At 46.1% G+C, this 23095-nt stretch carries 17 protein-coding genes and 2 pseudogenes; 11 read left to right on the plus strand and 8 right to left on the minus strand.

Annotated features, from left to right (window positions below; translation table 11 throughout):
* Window positions 1-158 precede the first annotated feature (158 nt).
* The 5 genes from JKY90_01125 (at window position 159) to glnG (ending at window position 6400) form a co-directional block, all read left to right on the plus strand.
* Window positions 159-746, plus strand: coding sequence for a hypothetical protein (locus JKY90_01125; GenBank protein MBL4850871.1), 588 nt, complete (start codon window positions 159-161; stop codon window positions 744-746).
* 663 nt (window positions 747-1409) lie between these two features.
* Window positions 1410-2819, plus strand: a complete 1410-nt coding sequence (glnA, locus tag JKY90_01130) for a glutamate--ammonia ligase (protein ID MBL4850872.1) — start codon at window positions 1410-1412, stop codon at window positions 2817-2819.
* 233 nt (window positions 2820-3052) lie between these two features.
* Window positions 3053-3628 carry a DUF4124 domain-containing protein gene (locus tag JKY90_01135; protein MBL4850873.1) on the plus strand — a complete coding sequence of 192 codons (576 nt, stop codon included), beginning with the start codon at window positions 3053-3055 and terminating at the stop codon, window positions 3626-3628.
* A gap of 268 nt (window positions 3629-3896) precedes the next feature.
* Window positions 3897-4979 carry a PAS domain-containing protein gene (locus JKY90_01140; GenBank protein MBL4850874.1) on the plus strand — a complete coding sequence of 361 codons (1083 nt, stop codon included), beginning with the start codon at window positions 3897-3899 and terminating at the stop codon, window positions 4977-4979.
* Window positions 4976-6400: a nitrogen regulation protein NR(I) gene (glnG, locus tag JKY90_01145; GenBank protein MBL4850875.1), complete on the plus strand. Its 1425-nt coding sequence runs from the start codon at window positions 4976-4978 to the stop codon at window positions 6398-6400. Before JKY90_01140 ends, glnG begins: the two co-directional genes overlap by 4 nt.
* A 77-nt stretch (window positions 6401-6477) precedes the next feature.
* On the opposite strand, the gene JKY90_01150 is transcribed toward glnG, so the two are convergent.
* The 3 genes from JKY90_01150 to JKY90_01160 all read right to left on the minus strand — a co-directional run bounded on the left by JKY90_01150 (window position 6478) and on the right by JKY90_01160 (window position 9903).
* The gene (locus tag JKY90_01150; GenBank protein ID MBL4850876.1) at window positions 6478-6795 is read right to left on the minus strand and encodes a hypothetical protein; all 318 of its coding nucleotides are present in this window, start codon (window positions 6793-6795) and stop codon (window positions 6478-6480) included.
* Between the two features lie 240 nt (window positions 6796-7035).
* Window positions 7036-8685: a hypothetical protein gene (locus JKY90_01155; GenBank protein ID MBL4850877.1), complete on the minus strand. Its 1650-nt coding sequence runs from the start codon at window positions 8683-8685 to the stop codon at window positions 7036-7038.
* A gap of 261 nt (window positions 8686-8946) precedes the next feature.
* Window positions 8947-9903: a dihydroorotate dehydrogenase gene (locus tag JKY90_01160; protein ID MBL4850878.1), complete on the minus strand. Its 957-nt coding sequence runs from the start codon at window positions 9901-9903 to the stop codon at window positions 8947-8949.
* A 37-nt stretch (window positions 9904-9940) separates the two neighbouring features.
* On the opposite strand from JKY90_01160, the gene trmL reads away from it, so the two are divergent.
* Both trmL and JKY90_01170 read left to right on the plus strand, forming a co-directional pair.
* Entirely contained in the window at window positions 9941-10396 is a 456-nt protein-coding gene (trmL, locus tag JKY90_01165; GenBank protein MBL4850879.1) for a tRNA (uridine(34)/cytosine(34)/5-carboxymethylaminomethyluridine(34)-2'-O)-methyltransferase TrmL, read from the plus strand.
* A gap of 262 nt (window positions 10397-10658) precedes the next feature.
* On the plus strand, window positions 10659-13193 hold the full coding sequence (locus tag JKY90_01170; protein MBL4850880.1) for a cadherin domain-containing protein: 2535 nt from the start codon (window positions 10659-10661) through the stop codon (window positions 13191-13193).
* Window positions 13194-13240: 47 nt separating this feature from the next.
* On the opposite strand, the gene lysA is transcribed toward JKY90_01170, so the two are convergent.
* The 3 genes from lysA to JKY90_01185 form a co-directional block, all read right to left on the minus strand.
* Window positions 13241-14509, minus strand: a complete 1269-nt coding sequence (gene lysA, locus JKY90_01175) for a diaminopimelate decarboxylase (GenBank protein MBL4850881.1) — start codon at window positions 14507-14509, stop codon at window positions 13241-13243.
* Window positions 14509-14625 (minus strand): lipoprotein, encoded by a 117-nt coding sequence (locus JKY90_01180; GenBank protein MBL4850882.1) that lies wholly within the window; start codon window positions 14623-14625, stop codon window positions 14509-14511. Before JKY90_01180 ends, lysA begins: the two co-directional genes overlap by 1 nt.
* A 132-nt stretch (window positions 14626-14757) precedes the next feature.
* Complete coding sequence (locus JKY90_01185; protein MBL4850883.1) at window positions 14758-17601, minus strand: class I adenylate cyclase; 2844 nt, start codon at window positions 17599-17601, stop codon at window positions 14758-14760.
* A gap of 435 nt (window positions 17602-18036) precedes the next feature.
* Here JKY90_01185 and JKY90_01190 point away from each other — a divergent pair, with 435 nt between their 5' ends.
* The gene (locus tag JKY90_01190; GenBank protein MBL4850884.1) at window positions 18037-18900 is read left to right on the plus strand and encodes a GGDEF domain-containing protein; all 864 of its coding nucleotides are present in this window, start codon (window positions 18037-18039) and stop codon (window positions 18898-18900) included.
* Between the two features lie 75 nt (window positions 18901-18975).
* On the opposite strand, the pseudogene argH reads toward JKY90_01190, so the two are convergent.
* Window positions 18976-20361: pseudogene (argH, locus tag JKY90_01195) on the minus strand (argininosuccinate lyase).
* 162 nt (window positions 20362-20523) lie between these two features.
* Between argH and JKY90_01200 the strand changes: the two are divergent.
* The 3 genes from JKY90_01200 to JKY90_01210 all read left to right on the plus strand — a co-directional run bounded on the left by JKY90_01200 (window position 20524) and on the right by JKY90_01210 (window position 22687).
* A complete protein-coding gene (locus JKY90_01200; GenBank protein MBL4850885.1) occupies window positions 20524-21657 on the plus strand; it encodes a histidine kinase in 1134 nt (377 codons plus the stop codon).
* Window positions 21654-22385 (plus strand): response regulator transcription factor, encoded by a 732-nt coding sequence (locus tag JKY90_01205; protein MBL4850886.1) that lies wholly within the window; start codon window positions 21654-21656, stop codon window positions 22383-22385. Before JKY90_01200 ends, JKY90_01205 begins: the two co-directional genes overlap by 4 nt.
* Window positions 22386-22450: 65 nt before the next feature.
* Complete coding sequence (locus JKY90_01210; GenBank protein ID MBL4850887.1) at window positions 22451-22687, plus strand: hypothetical protein; 237 nt, start codon at window positions 22451-22453, stop codon at window positions 22685-22687.
* Window positions 22688-22770: 83 nt separating this feature from the next.
* On the opposite strand, the pseudogene JKY90_01215 reads toward JKY90_01210, so the two are convergent.
* Window positions 22771-23095, minus strand: a pseudogene (locus JKY90_01215) (lipase maturation factor family protein).

The following is a 23095-nucleotide window of genomic DNA, read 5'->3' on the forward strand; positions in this document are numbered from 1 at the left end:
CGTTGTTGTGCTCACTTGAGCTAAAATCACTAGCCCTGCGTAAGCACGCCTAGCATCTGGCCGCTTCTTGGCTCGCTGAACCCATCAATACAAGGTTGTTGGAGTACTAAATCAAGATCTTTCTCGAAACTGCCGTTAGACTAGATAGAGGTGTTGTTATGAAAGAGTCGTTGCAAACACTAAGCAGTAATGCTCAATGGCACAGCCTAGTTCATGAGGCGCAGGCCAAAGCACATTTGCATCTTAGCGAAATACTGGAACATTATTTAGTCGTGCTGCTGTCACGCTTTACCCGTCGCGCGCAATCTTTGTGCAGAGCTGTTGCACCGCATTACCTTGAAGCCATGTGTAATGATGGGCACCAAAGACCCAAAGATTTACGCAATGTAGGCGATACTTGCTTACTGCTATCCGGCTTGTTTCCTGGCCGTAGCCGTAAACTTGCAGTCAATACTGGCTATTATATTGGCCTTGGCCAGACTGCTTACGGTGAAGCTGCCACCCACCTCGATACCAACGATTATCCATTATTCTTAATGTTGGCGCAGCGCTTTATCAGCGTGATGGATGTGCTCATAGCGATTCGCTTGATGGGTGATAATAATTCCCTACTACCTGATCCGTTATGTGCCTATGAGCTTAAACAACAACATGGTAGCCATGTCGCAATGCAAGTCGTTAGCAAACATTGCACCCCAACCAACACCATTATTGTCGGCTATGACAGTAAGACAAACCTACATTAATTCCTCTAATCAACGTGCAAATAGTCGTTTTTCATTATTTGTTTTTGCTAAACACGGGTACTCCGTCAATGTGATAATGACGTATTCAGCGAGTTGTAAAGCGGTTGGACGCTAGGCGCGTCTCGCCGGTAATGATGAGTCCTTGCCCAGAGGCGCAACAACGCGGACGACCGCTTCACAACTCGCCCGTAGGGAGCCACCCAGATGATCCAATACGGCGTCGCCTAAAGCGCCTACTGTTGGTGCAGCTCTTGAAAAGGACTCGTCATTCCCTCCGGGCTGCGCCCTGTCTTGGATCATCTGGGCGGCTCTGAATACGTCATTATCGCATTGACGGAGTACTAGAACCTTGCGCCTAAAATCGCTATGATACTAACAACAATGGTTGCGCTGTCTTAGCTTAGTTAACCTGGTTAAGACAATCCCATTTAACGACAGCGTCATTAGTATTACATTGGTGCGCTCAATTTATTACGCCCTATAATAGAGCAAACAAACAACGATCCAATCATCATCAAATATCATATCTTATTGAATTTTATATAATTTCTATCGTGGCATACTAAATGCTTCGATGGTTTAGCTATTGCTAACAACAGACAAACATTTGGCTGTGCGAACAGCAAACGTTAGCCATTCATCAATATCCACTCTGGAGGAGACATGTCCGCAACTAAAGTGCAAAAGCTGATTAAAGACAGTAACGCCCAATTCGTCGACCTGCGTTTTACTGACACCATCGGTAAAGAGCAACATGTGACCGTGCCTGTGCGTGAAATCAACAGCACCTTCTTTAAAGAAGGTAAGATGTTTGATGGTTCGTCCATCGCAGGCTGGAAGGGCATTAATGACTCCGACATGGTCTTGATGCCAGACTCCAATACCGCCGTAGTTGATCCGTTTATGGATGAAATCACCGTTAACCTGCGTTGCGATATTGTCGAGCCTGCCACCATGCAAGGTTACGAGCGTGACCCACGTTCTATCGCTGAGCGTGCAGAAGCCTACTTAAAATCCACCAAGATTGGTGATACTGCCTACTTTGGCCCTGAAAACGAATTCTTCATCTTTGATGATGTGCGTTGGGGTGCTGACATGAGTGGCGCCTTTTATAAGGTTGGTTCTGAAGAAGCATTTTGGTCATCAGAAAAAGTATTTGAAGACGGCAATATGGGGCATCGTCCTGGTATTAAAGGTGGTTACTTCCCCGTGCCTCCGGTCGACTCCTTGCAAGATCTGCGTTCTGCTATGTGTTTATGCATGGAAGAGATGGGTGTGCTTACTGAAGTTCACCATCACGAAGTGGCCACTGCAGGACAGTGCGAGATAGGCGCTGTTTTTAATACCCTGGTCAAAAAAGCTGACGAAGTTCAAATTTTAAAATACGTTATACACAATGTAGCACATAGCTATGGCAAATCAGCCACCTTTATGCCTAAACCTTTGGTCGGTGATAACGGTAGCGGTATGCACGTGCATCAATCGATTAGTAAAGCTGGCAAAAATATATTCAGTGGTAACAAATACGCCGGTCTGTCTGACAATGCGCTCTATTACATTGGCGGCTTAATTAAACATGCCCGCGCCATTAATGCTTTTGCCAACGCTTCTACCAACAGTTACAAACGGTTAGTGCCGGGCTTTGAGGCACCTGTGTTGTTGGCATACTCTGCCAAAAACCGTTCTGCTTCGATTCGTATCCCTTATGTTGCAAACCCTAAAGGACGCCGTATCGAGCTACGCTTCCCTGACAATACTGCCAATCCTTATCTCGCCTTCTCAGCCATGTTAATGGCGGGGCTTGACGGCATTAAAAACAAAATTCACCCAGGTGACGCTGCCTCTAAAGATCTTTACGATCTACCGCCAGAAGAAGAGGCAGAAATCCCAACGGTCTGCCATTCACTAGATCAAGCATTGGAAGCATTGGATAAAGATCGTGCCTTCTTGACCGCGGGCGGTGTCTTTACTGATGATGCTATCGACGCTTACATTGAACTGAAAATGGAAGAAGTCACACGTATGCGTATGACCACGCATCCGATTGAATTTGATATGTACTACAGCTTGTAAATAGCGCGCTATTTGCCCCCACGCTTTCGCGGAGCCTGCCCCGTGTTTAACACGGGGGCAAGCTCTTTTGGGGTACAGCTGTTGCTAAATGTATATAAAAAAACCCCACCATATTCTATATGGATGGGGCTTTTTTATAGCCAAAAATCAAGCAAAACTGTGAACTCTGGCCTTGAGACTGAATCCACACTAGCGTATGTTGATACGCTATGCGCTACCTTAGATTAATTAGCTTGGCTTTTATCGGCTTACTCGCCAGCCCCTTGTGGTCAACTGGGGTACTGGCCGATACTATTTATCAATCTACTGGCTCTGATGGCAGCATCACCTTTTCCGATAGCCCGAGCGAGGGCGCCAAGGAAATCAAACTAAAACCGATAACAATCTATAGTGCTAAAGAAGCCCGTGGCAAGCCTAAAACAGCAAGCAATCCTGCTGTCACCACCGACCCTAAAGCTAACGATAGCGGCAACTACAAAGAGTTTACGATTACCAGCCCGGCTAACAATACGACACTGCAAACCGGTGATGCCGGCAATACCACCATCCACACTAAAATTGACCCTCCCTTGCGCGTAAAGAAAGGCCATCGCTTGTCGGCATTAGTCGATGGTGGCCAGCTCGGCTATGCCACATCAGCCAGCAGTGTCGGCTTGAGCAACCTTAATCGGGGTACCCGTAGTATTCGCGCGGTGATTATTAATCAACACGGCGACATTGTTCAGCTTTCGAGTAATAGTGTCACCATTCACATTAAACGTGCTTCTATTTTCGCGCCCTCCAATCCACGCAACCCAGCCAATCAGTAGGTTCGACCACCGTTACAAACCCGCACTGTGCTCTGGATTTCCCTTAACAGCTAATATGCACTATTATGGTGCAATGAGTGCTTCGCTTAAAAACGCCCTTTAAATCTAAGGTTTTGGGGCACAAAAAATACAATTTTTTTAACTTAATTGATATTTAAAAATTTTTAAGTGATAACCCAAAAAACACAATAATGAAACCTTCATACCAACAACAAAACAAACAGCAAACAATAAAACAAGCTGGTTATCAAATTGCACTCATCATGACATGCCTCGCTCCCAAACCGCGCTAGATCTACTTTGGCCTATTCTTGATAATCTGAGCACAGCGGTACTGGCTTTTGATAAAGAACTGAGACTGTTGTTCATTAACCCGGCGGGTGAAAACCTGCTGGCAATGAGTCGCAAACAGGCAGAAGGCATGCTGCTTAGTCAGCTCATGCCACAGGCGACTGAGTTCATTGAAAAACTTAAGAATGCGCTAGCTCAAGGACATATGTTTACTGAATATCAAGCCACCTTACCAACCCATGGCACACACAATATCGCTATCGACTACACGGTGACGCCTTTTGGCCAAACAGAGGGCGAACCATGTTTGTTATTAGAGATGAATGATATCGACCAGCACGCACGAATCACGCGTGAAGCGCATCGCCTCGCGCAATACGAAATTTCACACGAAGTCGTACGTGGCCTTGCCCATGAAATTAAAAACCCTTTAAGTGGTTTGCGTGGTGCGGCACAACTGCTTGAAAGCGAACTGCCTGATCCGGCCTTAAAAGAATATACCGACGTTATTATCAGTGAAGCAGATCGGCTGAAAAATCTGCTTAACCGTATGCTAGGCCCCAATACGTTGCCGCATAAAGAAGCCATCAATATTCATCAAGTACTTGAACATGTTCGAACACTGGTACTTGCCGAGGCACAAGACAAGCTCATTATTAAGCGTGATTACGACCCCAGCATTCCGTTGCTGTATGTCGATGCTGACCAGATGGTACAGGTCATCCTCAACATTGCACGCAATGCAGCACAAGCCTTAAAAGGTGATGGCATCATTACCTTTAGTACACGTACAGATCGCCACATCACTATCGGCGGCAAACAGCATAAGCTTGTGTTGCGCTTGAAAGTTCACGACAACGGCCCAGGCATTGCTACCAACATGGTCGAAAAAATCTTTTATCCCATGGTCAGTATAAGCGGCAATGGCAGCGGCTTAGGCCTCGCTATTGCACAGTCACTATTGCATCAACATGGTGGGGCTATCGAATGCACCAGCGAACCTCAAAATACTGTTTTTAGTATCACCTTACCCTTACAAACAGGGGGAGACCGATCATGAGTAAAAATAATATTTGGGTGATCGATGATGACCGATCAATCCGCTGGGTGTTAGAAAAGGCATTAACCCGCGCACAAATGAATGTCACAACCTTTGACAATGCCAATAATGTGCTAGACAAATTAGCGTTGCAAACACCCGACGCCATTATTGCCGATATCCGCATGCCGGGCATGAGCGGCCTTGATTTGCTAGAGAGCATACACAACAGCTACCCAGAATTACCGGTTATCATTATGACTGCACATTCTGATCTCGATAGTGCAGTATCGGCCTATAGCGGTGGTGCTTTTGAATACCTGGCTAAACCCTTCGATATTGATGATGCTATTGAATTAGTCCAACACGCCGTTGAACAACAACAAAATACAAAAAACACCCAATTAAAATCGGCATCAAAATTAGCCCCTGAACACCCCAGTGAAATTATCGGCGAAGCACCGGCCATGCAAGAAGTCTTTCGTGCCATTGGTCGCTTATCGCGCTCTAATATTAGCGTATTAATTAACGGTGAAACCGGAACCGGTAAAGAATTAGTGGCCGCCGCATTACATCGTCACAGTCCACGTGCTGGTGGGCTATTCATCGCCTTGAATATGGCGGCTATTCCACGCGACTTATTGGAATCTGAGCTATTTGGTCACGAGCGTGGCGCATTCACTGGTGCCAATAACCAGCGTAAAGGACGCTTTGAACAAGCGGATAACGGCACCTTGTTTCTCGATGAGATTGGCGACATGCCAAGTGAACTGCAAACACGTTTATTACGTGTTCTGGCTGATGGTATGTTCTATCGTGTTGGTGGCCACACGCCAATAAAAGTAGACGTTCGCATTATCGCAGCAACTCATCAAAACCTTGAAGACTTAGTCAACGAAGGTCGCTTTCGCGAAGATTTATTTCATCGCCTTAATGTGATTCGTGTGCATATTCCCTCACTGCGTGAGCGCCGTGAAGACATCCCTTTACTGTTAGAGCATTTCCTTAAACGCGCTGCCCGCGAACTTAAAGTCGATAGCAAGTCTCTAGAAAAAGATGCACGTGATTTACTGACACGCCTCGATTGGCGCGGCAACGTCAGGCAACTTGAAAACACCTGCCGCTGGCTGACTGTAATGACCCCGGGTCAAAGCGTACGCATTGAAGACTTACCACAAGAGCTGAAAAAAGAGACAGAGCTGGAATCGGCTAACGACGATAGCGATCAAGACTGGCAACAGATATTACGTCGCTGGGCAGAATTAAAACTGGCTCAAGGTGATCAACAAATACTGGAGCAAGCCATACCAGAATTTGAACGCATTATGATCGAAACGGCCTTGCGCCACTCAGGCGGGAAAAGGCAGGTTGCCGCGAATCTTTTAGGTTGGGGGCGTAATACACTGACACGAAAAATTAAAGAGCTGGGTTTGTCAGTCTAGCTCGCATTTCTCGCCATAGGAGCGAGGCATCTGCTAGTGCCGCTCATCGTTCAAACTATGAGTGATTTAGAGATTCCTTAGCTAACATACCAAACACCGCTCGTCATCTGACAATCTACTGCATCAAGAATAATATGAACACTTAAGCCAACACCCACAACACGTGTCTTGGCGGGTATTAATGCTGCCACATAGAACACCATGGGCACTAATGTATGCAAAGGATGAAAGCCAATACTACAACGACCCGGATCGTAGATTGGCACAGCGAACAAATGATCTATATCAATCGCAATACCGGCCAGCATTAATACATAGCTGACACGCCATGCTTTAGGATAGAAAATAACAGCCAACACAAGCGGTATTAAAATATGTAATGCAATATGTGAAATTATATAATCCCCAGATAAAGTAGGCGGGAACTATAATCTCTCGTTGACCGCAACTAAATTATAATGTGTGATTTATTGCGCTCGAATCACCTAAGTAGGTTTACATATCATCAACGCATTTTTCAAAAATGTATCAGAACAAAAGTGGGGAATCTCTCACCATACTATGCAATAAATTGCCGTAGATATTTTAATCCAAAAAAACTGAATTAATACTACTCCCACTTTCTCTTAACAAGCTTAGTCCAAGGAAATATTTTCTGCAGGTATCTCACCGACATGAATTCGATCGCTAATTATCCATTTATTCAGTGGTGTAGTGCTGCCACCTTTAGTGAAATATTTAAATGTGGTATAAAAAATATAGTATTTATCTGCCTCTGACTCTGCTGTTGCAACCTGAAATTCATCCCAAGCATAAGAATAGGTGGTTTCCGTTCCTGACAACTTGATATTGCCACTGAGACTGATATCAACTTTATCGTATTCGACATTGCTGGTTTGCTTTTCTCGGTGCACTTTTTCAGCGCTCACAACAAGCCGTTTAATACCGCCAACGTATTCATATTTAGGGTTAGTCAAAGTTTGCTTGGCAATTTTTACTAATTCTGCATCAGATGTTACTGATTTTGGCATTCTGACAAGTTTTAATGCGGTTCTATAATTCGCTTCATATTGTTTCGCCGCCGCATCAAGTTGTTGTAATAATTTAATTTTACCTTTGTGGGTTTCACGTTTAAGAAACTTATCAAACTCTGCTGCTGCACTAACATAGTTTCGGTCTCGCGCAAATTCTGCTCTAGCCTCATCGGCGCGACCTTTGAATAAAAAATGTTGACTCTGGTCATCGACATTCGCCGGATCATAAGTGCTATACCGATCAATAGTCATAGAAACATGCTTCAAACCTTCTGCAAGGTTGACACTAAAGGTTGCCAAATTTGAATCAATCTTTGTTACTGTACTAATTAAACCTCTCTCTAATCGATCAACATCCTGCATATCGTAAACACCATCCTGTTCAACAGTGAACCGCGTGTTGGGCAAATAGGCTCGGTTTTTAATTTCTGGCAAGGGGGTATGTGTCGTTAACGCGTACTGACGCAGTTTAGATAGGTTTGTTAGCCACTGCGATAAGTCTCCCTGTTTAAAAGGCTGCTGAGGCTCATCCGTAATTCCCATGCTATGCATAGCTGTGTCAATCGCATGTAAGCGCTGCTGAACATTACCGAGCGCTTCAATTTCTTTAGCCGCATGACTGCGACCAAAAACCATCATATTTTCCATTTCTTGTAATGATTGGTTGGCCGCAATAACCTTACTGTCAGTAGAAAAATCTTTATATTTGCTAAGTGACTGCTTAAATTGATCAACTTTCTTCTGCCACTTCGATACGTACTCTACATCTTGGAATGGTTTCGGCCCATTCTTGTCAATCGTATCTGTCGAACTAATAATATCTCGATTTATTTTTTTAATACGTACACGCTGCTGCGAAATCATTTGCGTAGTGCTATTGCTGGTTTTTGGCGCTGTATTTTGTTGTGTCGTGACGGGGGCTGCCGCAGCGGATTTACTAGCAGTCGATTTCTGCGGCACCAAAAATCCATTTAGTTTTTCTACCAAATTATTATAACGAACATCGGCTTCTTGCCATGAAGGGCTGGCTTGATTGGTAGAGCTGTCTAATCGCTGTCGTGTTAAACCTAATAGCTTTAGTGTGCGCTTAATCGTATTGGACTGAACTGTCGCCTTACCGGCGAATTGATCTTCATATTTTGAAATATCAGCCAGCGCACTCTCTACCTGTTTGTCTGCAGGTGATGCAACTGAAATTGATGTAACACTACAAAAAACTACCAGCAATAAAAATATAATGATTGTTTTCATCTTCTCACCCCCAACCTCATGTTAAGCAAATATCTCAGGCTATATGAGACCAACTTATCGTTACTCTAGAAAATAGCAACCAAGCCCAAAACAGTAATTCGTTTCGTAAGCTATCTAACCTGAAAAGTATTTCTTAAGCTCGAAAAAACCAAATAAACTATTAAAATTTCAGGTTTTTTATATTGGGCGCGCTCATTAGTTTGTGTGCCATTATATCGCAAACAAGATGACATGCCTTCTCCTAGGTACGCGCATTATCTGCTAGCTATTTAACTGCAATGCACCTATCAACTCAGTTACCGAATTCATATTATGTCTTTGTAAATAGTCAATAATGCCATCATTGATTTTGCTGCAAACCAGTGGGTCATAAAATAATGCCGTGCCCACCCCTACGGTCGTTGCGCCGGCAAGCATAAACTCGATAGCATCGGTGGCATTAGTCACACCACCTTGACCGATAATAGGAATATTGTGTGCTTTACATACTTGGTAGACCTGGTGCACTTTAAGTAAGGCGATCGGCTTGATTGCCGGGCCAGATAGACCGCCCTGGTTGTTACCAATAATGGTTCGTTGCTTCTCTGCATCGATGGCCATGCCCATTAGGGTGTTAATCACAGCAAAGCCATCGCTGCCTGCTTCAATGCAACGTCGAGTGTTTTCTGCAATATCCGTTTGGTTTGGCGAAAGCTTGGTAATAATGGGTTTTTTTGTCACCGCTCGACAGGCTGCGACCACGCGCGCTGACATATCAGGATCATTGCCAAAAGCAACGCCTCCTGCTTTGACATTGGGACAGGAGATATTGATTTCTATCGCATCGATTGGTGAGTCATCAAATAAACGAGTGACTTCAGCATATTCTTCGATCGTTGAACCTGACACATTGGCGATAAACTGTGTTTCGTCAAAATCAAGTTTCGGCAGAATTTCGTTAACGACATACTTGGTACCTGGGTTTTGCAGACCGATGGCATTTAACATGCCCATATCAGTTTCGTAGATACGGTGCGGTGGATTACCTAAACGTGGCGCTAAGGTGGTGCCTTTCAAACAGACAGCGCCGACATCGCGATTGGAAAAACCCTCTACGCGAGTGTACTCTTCACCAAAACCGACACAGCCGGATAATAAAACCAGTGGGCTGGCAAAATCCATCCCACAAAATTTCAGTGCTAACGTGCCCTCGGGGTATAACAACTGCTTATCTGCCATTTAAACTTGCCTGTACTAAACACGGATTATTCAAGTTATGTTTCATATTGTTTTATTTGAGCCTGAGATTCCACCCAATACCGGTAACATTATACGGCTATGCGCCAACTGCGGGGCATCCTTGCATCTAATAGAGCCTTTGGGCTTTGATCTGGATGATAAACGCTTACGCCGTGCCGGACTCGATTATCATGCGCTCGCTTGTGTGACGCAGCACAAATCATTCGATACCTTTATTAATAGTGTAAAACCTGATCGCGTAATTGCCTGCTCAACCAAAGGCACACAAACACACTCTAACTACCACTTTAAAGCTGGTGACGCTTTATTGTTTGGACCTGAAACTCGCGGGTTGCCTAGCGAAATATTAGCTTCACCGAACACCCATGCTCTTATTCGCATCCCGATGAAAGATAACAGTCGCAGCCTCAACTTATCCAATGCCGTCGCTATCGTTCTCTACGAAGCATGGCGACAATATGGTTATCAATGACAAAATAATGCTGACTGGTTTACTCAGCATGCATTCATACGTCAGCGCAAATGCTGTGACACAACAATAAATATCGAGAAATAGGTACCGCTTGTCTGCCTAAAAAATTAATAAGTTATTGTTTTTTATAGTTAATTTATATTTTGTAAAGGTTTTCGACACTAGACAAGCAGCGAATAGTAATGAGATTATTGCTCAATAACTGAAAAAGAATTTTCCTCACTTGTATGCTATTACACAGGTGAGGGATGAGGAATGCATTATGAGCAAGTATGTTAACGTTTATTTGATTACTATTATTTTACTCTTGGTCAGCGCCTGTGACAGCGGCGGTGGCTTTGGCCGCAGCCTTGGCCTTTCTGCGGACGGTGACAACAATACCACCCCAGGTACCGGGACCGACACTGTCACTACCCTCATCGACACCGACGCTGCTGATAACAGTGTAGCCGAATCAGTAATCATCGGCGCACTCACCGGCCTTACTGCCTTTGTCGATGGGCTCGCTGACGGTGTCACGGTGACCTTTAGCTTACTTGATGATGCTGGCGGTCGCTTTGCCATTGATCCAGGCACTGGCGTTGTCACGGTCGCTGGCCCTCTCGATTTTGAAACTGCCACCAGTCATGTTGTCACCGTGTTTACTCAAGAAAGTGATGGCAACACGAACGAGGCTAATTTCACTATTACTGTCACTGACAACCTCGCGCCGATTATCACGATTGGCTTCCCAGGTGCTAATAGTTTGGTCATCGGTGATAACATCACCATTAGCGGCACTGCTACCGACCCAGAGGGTGATGCCATTGATTCAATTATCGTCAGCACTGGGGGCAACGATGTTGCTGCTAGCGTCGATGCCGACGGCAACTGGTCTGCCGCAGCCATTCCATTAAGCACCGGTGATAACGAAATTACTGTGACAGCAACAGATGTGAATGGTGAGGTCTCAACAGAAACTATCAGCGTTAACTCACAAGCAACCGTGATTTCAGCACCCGGCTCGGCGCTGGCCGATGGTGAGAGAGAGCGCATTTTAGTCATCGATGCTGGCACTGGTGGTATCAACATCGTTGACGAAAATAGCGGCGAAGTCAGCCCTTTCCCCGTCGATTTTAATGGCGGCGCCTTACCTGGCTCAGCCGGTGCTGAATTTCAGGCGCTATCTGGTGCGGGTGAATTGGATGCTGACAATGACCGCCTATTTGTCGTTGAAGACACGCCGGCAGGCGATAACCTGCTACAAATTGGCCTAACTGATGATAGCGTGACACGCTTACCTGTGAGGGTAGAGCCTGGTATTGATCAATTCGTGGTCGATGCTGCGAATAATAATAATCGACTGCTGATTATTGATCTCGCTGCACCAGCAATCGTCGCCGTTAGTCTCGTTGATTTTTCAACCAGTGTCGTATCGGATAATACTGGCGCTGGCACTGGGCCAGCCTTTGTTACACCGACTCGTATTGCGCTGGATAGCACAAACAATCAAGCCATCGTCTTTGATGAAGGTATACCAGGCTTCCTCACCGTTGATCTTGATAATGGTAATCGCACGCTCTTGGCTGGCTTGCCTGCGGGCATTACTGACCCAACTTTGGTGCGCTCTATCGAGGTCGATAATGCCAACGATCGCCTATTGGTGGTAACACCAACATCAGTGTTTACCATTGATTTGAGCAATGGTGGTTTTGGCGTCCTGTCAGGCGACGATGTGGTCACACCTTCCGCCGCTGTTATTGGCAATGGGCCTCCTCTCATCGATGCTAACGCAATTACCGTTGACGGTACACGCGCATTAGTGAGTGACAATAGTGGCGCGATCATCGCTATTGACCTTGCTACGGGAGACCGCACGATAGTGGGCAGCAATCCCCCGGTATTACTCGAGGCTGAGCGCTACACCAATGTGATTGTTGATGATGCAACAGGTAATATCTTCCTGTATTCACTGCTGCCAGGCAGCAACAGCTTGACCATCAACGACCAGACAAATGGCGTCACGTCTACGGTAACAATTGATCAAAGCAATATTGAAATTGATACAACAGTGTTTATCGTTGATTTCGTCAACAACACTGCCTACTTCTTTACTGCTGAGCGTGACGGTATTGCAGCCTTAAACCTTGCTTCAGGCTCATTGGCGATTGTTTCGGACAACAACAGTGTTGGCTCAGGCGTCTCGTTCCAGAAAGCCACGGCACTGGCGTTAGACTCTGCACGAAACCGTATCTTGTATACCGATGCAGACCAGGATGATCCAAGCGTACGCGCTATCGACCTTGCTACTGGTGATCGCAGTATTTTCTTTGCTAGCACCGGCTCCATCCCTTCGCCAATAGCGATTATTGTTGATACCGCTCAGGATCGTGCGCTAGTACTTGATGATGTCAGGCAAACCTTGATCGTCATTGGCCTGGAATCTGCCGACGGTACTGTCCTGGACTCTGCCGACGCTACTGTCATTAACGCCATTGCCAACACTGGCCTGGTACTCGACGCCGCAACACTTACTGTAGACAGTAATAGTAATATTGCCTACTTAATAGACGCCACCACCAGGGCATTAACATCCGTTAATATCGCAACTGGTGATAACAGAGTCGTATCAGCCATCGATGGCAACAGTGCTGAGGTAAGTGGTGGCAACCAGGTTGGCAATGGCTTGGGCTTCATTATTCCAATCGCAATTGCTTGGGATGAAGCTAACCAACGACTACTCGTTGCCGACCCAGGCATTAGAGGGCTGGTTGTGGTCGAACCTAACTCTGGTGACCGCGCTATTAGCGTCCTCTAGTAGTTATCATCTAAACTGTAACTACCTTGGCTCAACTTCTTGATGGGTCAAGGTAGTATTTTCTCACCCCGCATAAGATCGGCTATTGTTTCGCGTTCACGAACCAAGTGTGCCTTAACACCATCAACGATAACCTCCGCCACGCGCGGCCGCGAATTATAGTTAGAGCTCATGCTGGCACCATAGGCACCTGACGAACGCACTGCCAGCAAGTCTCGCTCACGCAACGCCAACAACCGATCTTTACCAAGAAAATCGCCTGTTTCACAAACTGGTCCAACCACGTCATAGTATTTTGCTACAACATCACTTTCAGCATTGACAGGGACAATATCTTGCCACGCCTCATACAATGCTGGCCGCAGCAAATCATTCATTGCCGCATCAACAATGGCAAAATTTTTGTCTGGGCTATGTTTGAGATATTCGACACGAGTCAATAGCACACCGGCATTGGCAACAATAGCGCGGCCTGGCTCAAGCAGTACTTTAATATTAGAGCTCGCTTGCAGTATGCCTTCGGAGCGCAAGGTAGCCAACACAGCACGAGCGTAGTCATCCGGCAAGGGCGGCACTTCGTCACGATAGCGAACGCCAAGACCACCACCGATATCAATATGACTGATAGTAATATCTTCATCCGATAAAGTTTTTACCAATGCAGCAATACGTTGCGTTGCGTCAGCAAATGGCGCCGTATCAGTCAGCTGTGAACCAATATGACAATCAATACCCTTGATATCAATATTGCTCATTGCTGAGGCATCGCGGTAGGTATCTAAGGCTTCAGAAAAATCAATACCAAATTTATTTTCTTTCAAACCTGTCGAAATATAAGGATGTGTCTTGGCATCCACATCCGGATTCACGCGCAATGAAACAGGTGCCATAACAGCCATGGACGCCGCCACCTGCTGTATTCGCGCCAGCTCTGAGCGCGACTCAACGTTGAGACAGTACACGCCTTTTTGCAAAGCAAATTCAATCTCTTCACGGCGCTTGCCAACGCCAGAAAAGACAATCTTGCTTGTTTCACCACCAGCAGCCAGCACACGTTCCAACTCTCCGCCAGACACAATGTCAAAACCAGAGCCCAAACGCGCCAGTATATTGAGCACAGCAAGATTGCTATTGGCCTTAACGGCATAACAAACAAGGTGATCAATACCGGTAAAAGCCTGGTCAAAGGCCTGCCAATGACGCTCTATGGTCGCACGCGAATAGACATAGCATGGTGTGCCAAAGCGTGTTGCAATCTCATCGAGCGCAATCTCTTCACAATAAAGTCGTTGCTGACGCCGTGAAAAATAATCCATTAGCGTGCCTCGCTTTCCTCATTGCCTGGCATATCATCGGGCAAGATTAAGTCGCCTTTCTGGCCGCAAGCAGACAATAATAACGCCAGCAAGATAAGTATAAGCAGAGATCTCATAGTAGCCGCATCTAAAAAATGAGGCACCAGTATAAACACTCGCGCTTGCCTATGCCTAAAAGAAATAGGTAAGGAACACGGGCTAGGGGCTCTTAATAAGCATCGAACATGGTCAACTTCATGTCAGTGCCACTAGGCAATAGAGGATAGCCTCTGCGTGTGAGTAAAGACCAGCGCCTCATTGAAGCGTTGCTCCAACTGTTTTTTATAGGCCAAATAGTGTGCTGTTGCCGGCAATTTACGTTGCTCTTTGGATAGCACCGAAGCAGGCATATCCAGGTCAGTCACATAAATCGGATAACACTTATTGGACTGACGCATATTGGTAATGTACTCAGCAACTTGTTGAAAAATTGCCTCGCCATAACGCAGTGAACTAAATTCTTTTTGACCACAGAATACTGTCAATTCCAGCTCACCTTCGCCGGCAAGACTACCAATCACTTGCAACGAGGTTCGCGCCTTGTGCAAACCGGGTTGACGTACAAACTTACGCCGGACAAGGCGCCAGGACTCTGCGCCGTGACCGATCACCTCGTAGTAACTTATTGGTAATGCCTCGCACGAGGCCTCTCGCTGTGCCTGGCTACGCAAATAAATTGAATCAAACAAGTAGTTAAAATGCGTCAATAAAAATTGGCCATTTAAATGTTCAAGCTGCTGATGGAATAATGCGCCGAATTCATCAAGCACATAGACTGACGCTTGATCACCTTCTAAGTAATAGAACAACTGTATCTCATCATGATGGTTTTGCTTATAAATGAGAGGCAATACCGTATCTTTTAACGTATAACGATCTATCACCGTCTCAACAAATACCAGAGGTACTTTAGCAAGGTGCTCAAGCACATCCGAATAATCACCAAGGCATTGATAGCCCAACACGCCATCCTGCTTTGACAAAACATAGTGCCGATCACCTATTGCAAGAATATATTGATACTCAGCCGCGTCTAACCTTGCATAAAAACAACGCATAACATCTTTAAATAAGGATTCAATACGCAACCCTATCATCATGCCGCACGCGGATGAAAAACTACGGGCAGCAAAAGGCAAAGTAGAATTGGCAACACCAGGAACCGTTAAACGAGAATATTCACACAAACAATCGAGGATGGCGCTATTACCACTATAATGTTGCGTAATCACCTCGCCCCAGCTCGTGGTAAACAATATATCTATGGTATTAATCAAATTATAGTGCATACCACTATAAGACAAGGCATCCGTTTTATTACTCATTAACTGACGACCTTCACCCAATATTTTCGTCATAGGATCCAGCCCCATATTGACGATAGCTATCGCATTAACTACTCTTGCATTATTGGCATAATCTTCAGTGCGCTGAGAACCTAAAGTGACGTCTGAAAATGCATTGCTTATACAATCCACTACTGCTTGAAATTCACGCGAGGTAAGCTTACTTACCCCTGAATAAACACTGACACCAGAATAGGTATCTAATACCTTGTTAAAGTATGCCCACGCCATTATTTCCAACACATTGCTCGCGGCTTTCAATGGTGCCATATCCACTGCCTGAGCAACGTCAACGGTACCGGGGTAAAGTTCCCAGGCGGCCAAACCCGATTTATTTCCCGGCTTATTGAGGGCGTAGTGAAGCGACAATCGGCTTTCCCATAGATTACCGCTTATGCCACGATTGATAACTTCAACCTTACCGGCTTTGCGCTCAAACGTTGCGAACAACTTTCTACCCAATAGATTCATATCCTGTTGTTCAATATTAGCTAAAGCCTTATTTTCTCTGATAAAATCAGATAAAAAACGATAACAATGCGTTAATTCATCAACAAGAATTTTTCGCTCATCGGTAACACGATGAATTTTCCATTGTGAGCGCGAATCAAGAATATTGAGATAATTATCATCCCAGCCCCAGTTCTTGACTGCATCGCGCATGTAATCCCAGCGCCAATTGCGGTTGCGTAGTCGTGCGTATTCGCTAACTTTAAGATTCACTTTAAAATAGAAACAGCGGCGCAATAAATCCATTCGGCTGTCATCGCCAAACATTTGCAAATGTTCATCAAGTTTTTTATAAAGCATGACATAAGGGTCAAGCTCAGTAAGGTCGCTCTTTCCCTCATAGACGGCGCGCTTATAGCGTTGCGATAATAAATCCCCACTATGGCGCTCATGCACATACACTTCCATTAACATCAACTTCAATACAGACTTATAGGGCGAATCTATGGCTTTAAACAATTGCCACAAAGAAGCACCAAAAAATTCTTCTATTGGAATAGATGCAAGCCCACCAAAGTCAACACACTCACCATCTTTGATAAAACGATTATGTTTTAGCTTATGCGCAACGGCTTCATAATTGCCCTCCTCCTCAGGGGGCACTAACCACCATAACGGATAACAACCCGCTAATAACACGCTGGTACGATAAAACTCATCGAGCAACAAGTGGTACTGTGCACTACCACTGCTTTCACCAGAAAGATCACTTATTTCACCTGCGCGAAAACGTTCAGGATTCATCAGGTAAATATTAATCTCAATACCAATGCCATCAGCCCACCGTTCGATCGCCTTGGCCTTTTTAGATAACTCAAGCAGTGGCTTCTTTTCCAAGCTGGGGTTGTGGCACACCCACACATCGAAATCACTTTTGTCTGAGTAGGCAACCGTGCCACTACTTCCCATAAGAAAAACTGAACTAATGTCATAACGCATAAGTGGGCGTCGCTTATACTCAAAACTCTTACTCAAACGTATCGCCGCCTCTTTTACTACCTTACTTGGGCTGTAGTCTGCGATACCAAATGGAGTGTCTTTGGCAATAAACCCTGGCAACAAAGGATGGTTGACGTGAAAAAATAATGGCAACAAATCAAGCACATCGCGCTGGTGCTCACGTAACGCATTACGTGTTCGCTCAATACGATCAGCATTAAGGGCGAGAAATCGCCTTTTTATTGCTTTTACTTCCACGCGCCGATATTCCTCTTAAATTTAGTAAACTGAAAACTGCGTAGACATAAGCGCAATCGAGTGATGCGACCCAGTGTCGGGATACCTCTCCTTTAATATCGGCAATTTCCTCTATTACTAGAGATGAATATTCGCGACTAAAAAATAGAAGAAAATCTAGGGAACCTCTGAATTTATTCTGGACGCAGTAGATTGTGTCTGAAATATTCAGATTCAAGACACAAATCGCAGGCAATAGTGGGGCTATTGTCAAGATTTGCGCCCCGCAGGAAGTGCCCTTGGGGTACAACGTAGAAGCTGGATATTTCAGGCATAAGATGCAAGTTCATGAATAAATCAGAGGTTCCCTAGCTCAAGGGAGCTGCCACTTGGCCGTTAACTCTGATACAAGGGCACAATACGCCGCAACTAAAAAGAAATGTGGAGAGAAAAATAATGGAGAAAGATGATATTTCTCTGATAAAACATGCATTTGAAGACGCTCCATTTGGCGTCGTCATACTCAACTACCAGTCAAAATTAATCTGGCTCAACGACGTTATCGAAAACTATGCTGGCCTATCATCAAATGAATTGGTTGGCCGCAGCCGTATGACACTGCCTGCAGAATTTGAATGGCTGTTCAAACCTGAAAAGCGTTTTTTATTACCGGCAACAGCAAAACGGCATCCGCGTTGGCTTAAAGCCATTAACCGCACTCTACATCTACCACAAGCAACGGCGTGCGTTCACTACTATATGGATGTCAGTACAGAACAGCAGCTTCGTCAAGAGCGCGACAAACTAAGTGCCGAACTTGAAGAAGTTAGTCTACGTGACTCACTCACTGGCTTACCGAATCGTCGTGCTTTACTGCATTTACTTGAGCCACTAGTCACGCGCAGTCGTCGCTACCATAATGCCTTATCTGTATTGAGGATTAACGTCGGTAACATTGCCGTGCTTGGGCAAAAGCTTGGGCCTACGATGGCAGACAAAATCATGATCACTATTTCGCAAAACTTGCGTGACCAAACACGCTGGGCTGACCATATCGGTCGTATTGGTTACGGTGAATTACTCATAGTGTTACCCGAAACAGATGCCACTGCCACACGCAGTCTCGCCAAAAAACTGCTTGGCCATATCAATGATATCGAGGCACAAGCCGCAATTGATCAACACCGCAGCAAAGCAGAACTTCATGTCGGTGCTGCTACCTGGGAAAATGGCGATGACGCCAAACGCTTAATCCGTAAAGCCGAGCATGAGTTATTAGCGCATACAGTCAAAGACCTTAACAACGTAGATAGCGCCTGATCTTTCTCTATACTAACTCCCTACCACGAACACCGATCTATCTGCCTCGACTGCGAGACTCAATGAAGAATCGTGCTAGCCATTTAAACGCTGGCGCTGTTTGGCAATTGCAGCACGCACCGCCGTAGGGGCGGTGCCACCAATGTGGTCACGCGCATTGACCGAACCCTCCAAAGTTAACACCTCAAACACGTCTTTTTTAATGCTGGCATCAAACTCTTTCAATTCTTTCAGCGTCAACTCGGCAAGATCCTTACCTCGTTCAACCGCATAGGCAACACTGCGGCCCACCACTTCATGTGCATCACGAAACGGCATGCCTTTACGCACCAAATAATCGGCTAAATCCGTAGCAGTGGCATAACCCTTTAAAGCCGCCGCACGCATTTTTTCAGGCTTTACGATCACTGTAGGCATCATATCAGCATAGACGCGCAGGCAAGCTTTGACCGTATCAATAGTGTCAAACAGCGGCTCCTTGTCTTCCTGATTATCTTTGTTATAGGCCAAGGGCTGCGCTTTCATTAGCATTAACAAACTCATTAAATGGCCACTCACCCGACCAGTTTTACCACGTACTAACTCTGGCACATCCGGATTTTTCTTTTGCGGCATAATCGATGAGCCGGTACAAAAACGATCAGGCAAATCAATAAAATCGAATTGCGCCGATGTCCAAAGAATTAGCTCCTCAGAAAAACGCGACAGATGCATTAACAAAATCGATGATGCGGCAACAAACTCAATGGCAAAGTCACGATCTGACACGGCATCCAGTGAATTTTCACACACCCCGTCAAAACCCAATTGCTTGGCAACAAATTCACGGTCAATAGGGTAGCTGGTACCGGCCAATGCTGCCGCACCTAACGGTTATTGGTTAATCCGCTTGCGCACATCATGCAGTCGCTCAACATCGCGCAGCAGCATTTGCTGCCAGGCTAGCATGTGATGGCCAAAAGTTACTGGCTGCGCAGTTTGCAGATGAGTAAAACCGGGCATAATCGTCGCCGCTTCAGCCTCGGCAAGATCAAGCAAACCTGTTTGCAGACGCTGCGCCTCAGCAATAATGATATCAATCTCATCACGTAGATAAAGTCGAATATCGGTGGCTACTTGATCATTACGTGAACGTGCCGTATGCAGCTTTTTGCCGACATCGCCAATCAAGGCGGTCAACCGCGATTCAATGTTCATGTGAACATCTTCTAGCGCAACACTCCACTCAAAGGTATTCGACTCAATCTCAGCAATGATTTTTTCCAGGCCGGATAAAATCTGCTGGCACTCGTCATCAGAGATAATGTGACACCGTGCCAACATCAAGGCATGAGCACAAGAACCAGCAATATCATGGCGATACAGCCGTCGATCAAACGCTACCGAAGCGGTAAACTCCTCAACAAAGGCATCGGTTGACTCACTGAAACGTCCACCCCATAATTTATCGTTAGCGCTCACATTGTTTCCTCAAATATTACTGCACAGCAGTATAGCAATCTTGTCATAATCCTCGAAACCTTAGCCCACCGTTAGGAGCCTATTAACACTCATTGCCTCGCCGCCAAAGACAGCGCTTGGCTGGCCGCTATAATCAGAGAACTGCCAACATAAACCAGTATTATGCCATCCCATACCAATCCAAGCTTCAAGCCAACTAGCGGGCCAGCAACTGAGCCAAATATGGCAGCTGCCTTTCTGCCTGACTTTTGTCAGCTGCGAGCCTTGCTGTTGGTGGTGATTATCGCCGAGTTATTGGCCTTCGTATTGACCCTAGCACCGATGACAAGCACTCAACAGCGCTGGGGCGATCTCGGTCTCATTTCCTTATTTGTGCAATGGATCGCGCTCACCAGCACCGCCATGCTATGCCTTAGCAAGCGTTGGTTTAAGCAGTTGAACGTGACAGCAACGACGTTTTATAGCCTGTTTGTTGTCACTGGCATCACCGCCTTGGTGTCAGCAATAGCTTATCACTTGATCCTGAGCAATTCACTGGGCAGTGCCCTCGCTGGCTTTGAAGGGCTGACACAAAGCAGCCACCACGCCGGCTTCATCTTGCGCAATGTCGCCATCAGTCTCATCATCTGCGCTGTTGCCTTGCGTTATTTTTATGTACAGCACCAATCGCGGTTATCGATTCGGGCTGAAGCACGCTCACGGCTGCATGCCTTGCAAGCACGTATTCGCCCACATTTTTTATTCAATAGCATGAACACCATCGCCAGCCTGACGCGTAGCAACCCCGAGCTTGCTGAAACCGTGGTCGAAGACCTGGCAGATTTATTTCGTAATAATCTCAATACCAGCAATAATGCCACGCGCCTGGCCGATGAAATTGACTTGACGCGGCGCTATCTTAATATAGAACAACTGCGTCTTGGCGAACGACTGCAAACGCAATGGCGTGTCGACATGCTTCCCGACAACGCTGCTGTACCTCCGCTATTACTGCAACCCTTGGTCGAAAATGCGGTTTACCACGGCATTGAGCCCTGCGTGAATGGCGGCTGCATTCGCATCCAGGGTCGCTTTGAGGCTGACATGATTTGCTTGACCATCAGCAATCCGCTGCCAATCACAACCACACCTCAAGGGACACAAACAAATAGCAAAGGCTTAGGTATGGCACTGGAAAACACCCGCCAGCGTCTTGCTGGCTGGTATGAGGGCGAAGGTCATTTAGCCACAGAGAATAAAGACGGCCAGTTTATCGTTACCCTGACGCTACCCTATCAGCGGATCGGTGATATATGAAAATCCTCATTGTCGATGACGAGCCACTGGCGTGCGAACGTCTGGCGCGTATGCTGGCCGAACTTAACGACTATGAGTTACTCGATGTCGCCGTAAACGGCAAACAAGCCATTGAAAAAGTGGCGCAACATGAACCCGATATTCTGCTGCTCGATATTCGTATGCCTGGTATGGACGGGCTTGAAGTCGCCGAGCACTTAAGTGCTCTCGACAAACCACCCGCCATCATCTTCACCACCGCCTACGATGAGCACGCATTAGCTGCATTTGCAACACAGGCCACGGCTTATTTACTTAAACCCATCAAGCAAGCACAACTGGAGCACGCCTTAGGCCGCGCCCACAGCCTCAACAAAGCACAGCTACAAAGCCTTAACAACACTCCGCGCCGACGTAGCCATATCAGTGCTACTAGCGCAGGCCATATCGATCTTGTTGCCATCGATGACGTTATTTACTTCCAGGCCGACCAGAAATACATCACCGTCTGCCATCTTGACGGCAGCGTACTCATCGAGGACTCGTTGCGCAAGCTAGAAGAAGAATTTGGCGACAGCTTGCTACGTATCCACCGTAATGCCCTGGTCAGCGTTCAACACATCACAGGGTTACAGCGTGGTAGCGATGGTCGTCATTATCTCAGCCTCAAACACTGCGACGAATTGCTGCTCATTAGTCGTCGCCATCTCGCAGGCGTGCGCAAAATGCTAAAATCACATATTGCCTGAAAAAAGGCGCTGTTTTAGCATGTGTTGGGGGTATTAGCCCGACAGACTTCCAGGTAGTGACTCAAATGAACAAAACAATCAAAATCGCCACGCGGAAAAGCCCACTCGCTTTGTGGCAAGCCGAACATGTCTCTGCCCGCCTACGCGAGGCGCATGCTGGGCTTAAAGTCGAGCTGGTGAAAATGGTCACCCAAGGCGATAAAATTCTCGACACACCACTGGCTAAGGTCGGCGGTAAAGGCCTGTTCGTTAAAGAACTCGAAGTCGGCCTGCTCGAAGGCGATGCCGATAAGAGACCGTAGGTATTGGAAATATGGAAAGGCCGTGCAAAACTAACAATACCCTGGAGAGGTTTGGGCAGAGCCCCAAAAAACACTAAAGACATATTCAAGACGAAAAGGAGAACAAGAAAAACAGCAAGGAGAGCAACGACGGGTCTAGCTGAGACTTGCTGCCTCACAGAAGAGAAGGCCTGAAAGATCCGATCTAGCAGTCTTTGGGGAAAGAAACGATTCAAGAAGGCATCGTCAAGCAAGAAAAGAATAAGGGTTAGGGTTAAGATATTAAAGAACGTGTAATTTCCGGTAAGGAGTATGAGGATTTGAAGGAAGAAAAGAAAGAAAGCCCCAAAGAGCCTCAATCTGCGGGGAGCAAAGATCAAAAAGACTATCCCGAGTTCTACAAAGAACGTAAATCCAACAGAGAACTTC

The organism is Gammaproteobacteria bacterium, assembly GCA_016765075.1.
GTDB lineage: Bacteria > Pseudomonadota > Gammaproteobacteria.

What these genes read in the sequence shown, in the direction of transcription:
- JKY90_01125 (MBL4850871.1), top strand. Translation starts at nt 159, where the DNA reads ATGAAAGAGTCGTTGCAAACACTAAGCAGTAATGCTCAATGGCACAGC.
- glnA (MBL4850872.1), top strand. Translation starts at nt 1,410, where the DNA reads ATGTCCGCAACTAAAGTGCAAAAGCTGATTAAAGACAGTAACGCCCAA.
- JKY90_01140 (MBL4850874.1), top strand. Translation starts at nt 3,897, where the DNA reads ATGCCTCGCTCCCAAACCGCGCTAGATCTACTTTGGCCTATTCTTGAT.
- glnG (MBL4850875.1), top strand. Translation starts at nt 4,976, where the DNA reads ATGAGTAAAAATAATATTTGGGTGATCGATGATGACCGATCAATCCGC.
- JKY90_01155 (MBL4850877.1), bottom strand. Translation starts at nt 8,685, where the DNA reads ATGAAAACAATCATTATATTTTTATTGCTGGTAGTTTTTTGTAGTGTT.
- JKY90_01160 (MBL4850878.1), bottom strand. Translation starts at nt 9,903, where the DNA reads ATGGCAGATAAGCAGTTGTTATACCCCGAGGGCACGTTAGCACTGAAA.
- trmL (MBL4850879.1), top strand. Translation starts at nt 9,941, where the DNA reads ATGTTTCATATTGTTTTATTTGAGCCTGAGATTCCACCCAATACCGGT.
- JKY90_01170 (MBL4850880.1), top strand. Translation starts at nt 10,659, where the DNA reads ATGAGCAAGTATGTTAACGTTTATTTGATTACTATTATTTTACTCTTG.
- lysA (MBL4850881.1), bottom strand. Translation starts at nt 14,509, where the DNA reads ATGGATTATTTTTCACGGCGTCAGCAACGACTTTATTGTGAAGAGATT.
- JKY90_01180 (MBL4850882.1), bottom strand. Translation starts at nt 14,625, where the DNA reads ATGAGATCTCTGCTTATACTTATCTTGCTGGCGTTATTATTGTCTGCT.
- JKY90_01190 (MBL4850884.1), top strand. Translation starts at nt 18,037, where the DNA reads ATGGAGAAAGATGATATTTCTCTGATAAAACATGCATTTGAAGACGCT.
- JKY90_01200 (MBL4850885.1), top strand. Translation starts at nt 20,524, where the DNA reads ATGCCATCCCATACCAATCCAAGCTTCAAGCCAACTAGCGGGCCAGCA.
- JKY90_01205 (MBL4850886.1), top strand. Translation starts at nt 21,654, where the DNA reads ATGAAAATCCTCATTGTCGATGACGAGCCACTGGCGTGCGAACGTCTG.
- JKY90_01210 (MBL4850887.1), top strand. Translation starts at nt 22,451, where the DNA reads ATGAACAAAACAATCAAAATCGCCACGCGGAAAAGCCCACTCGCTTTG.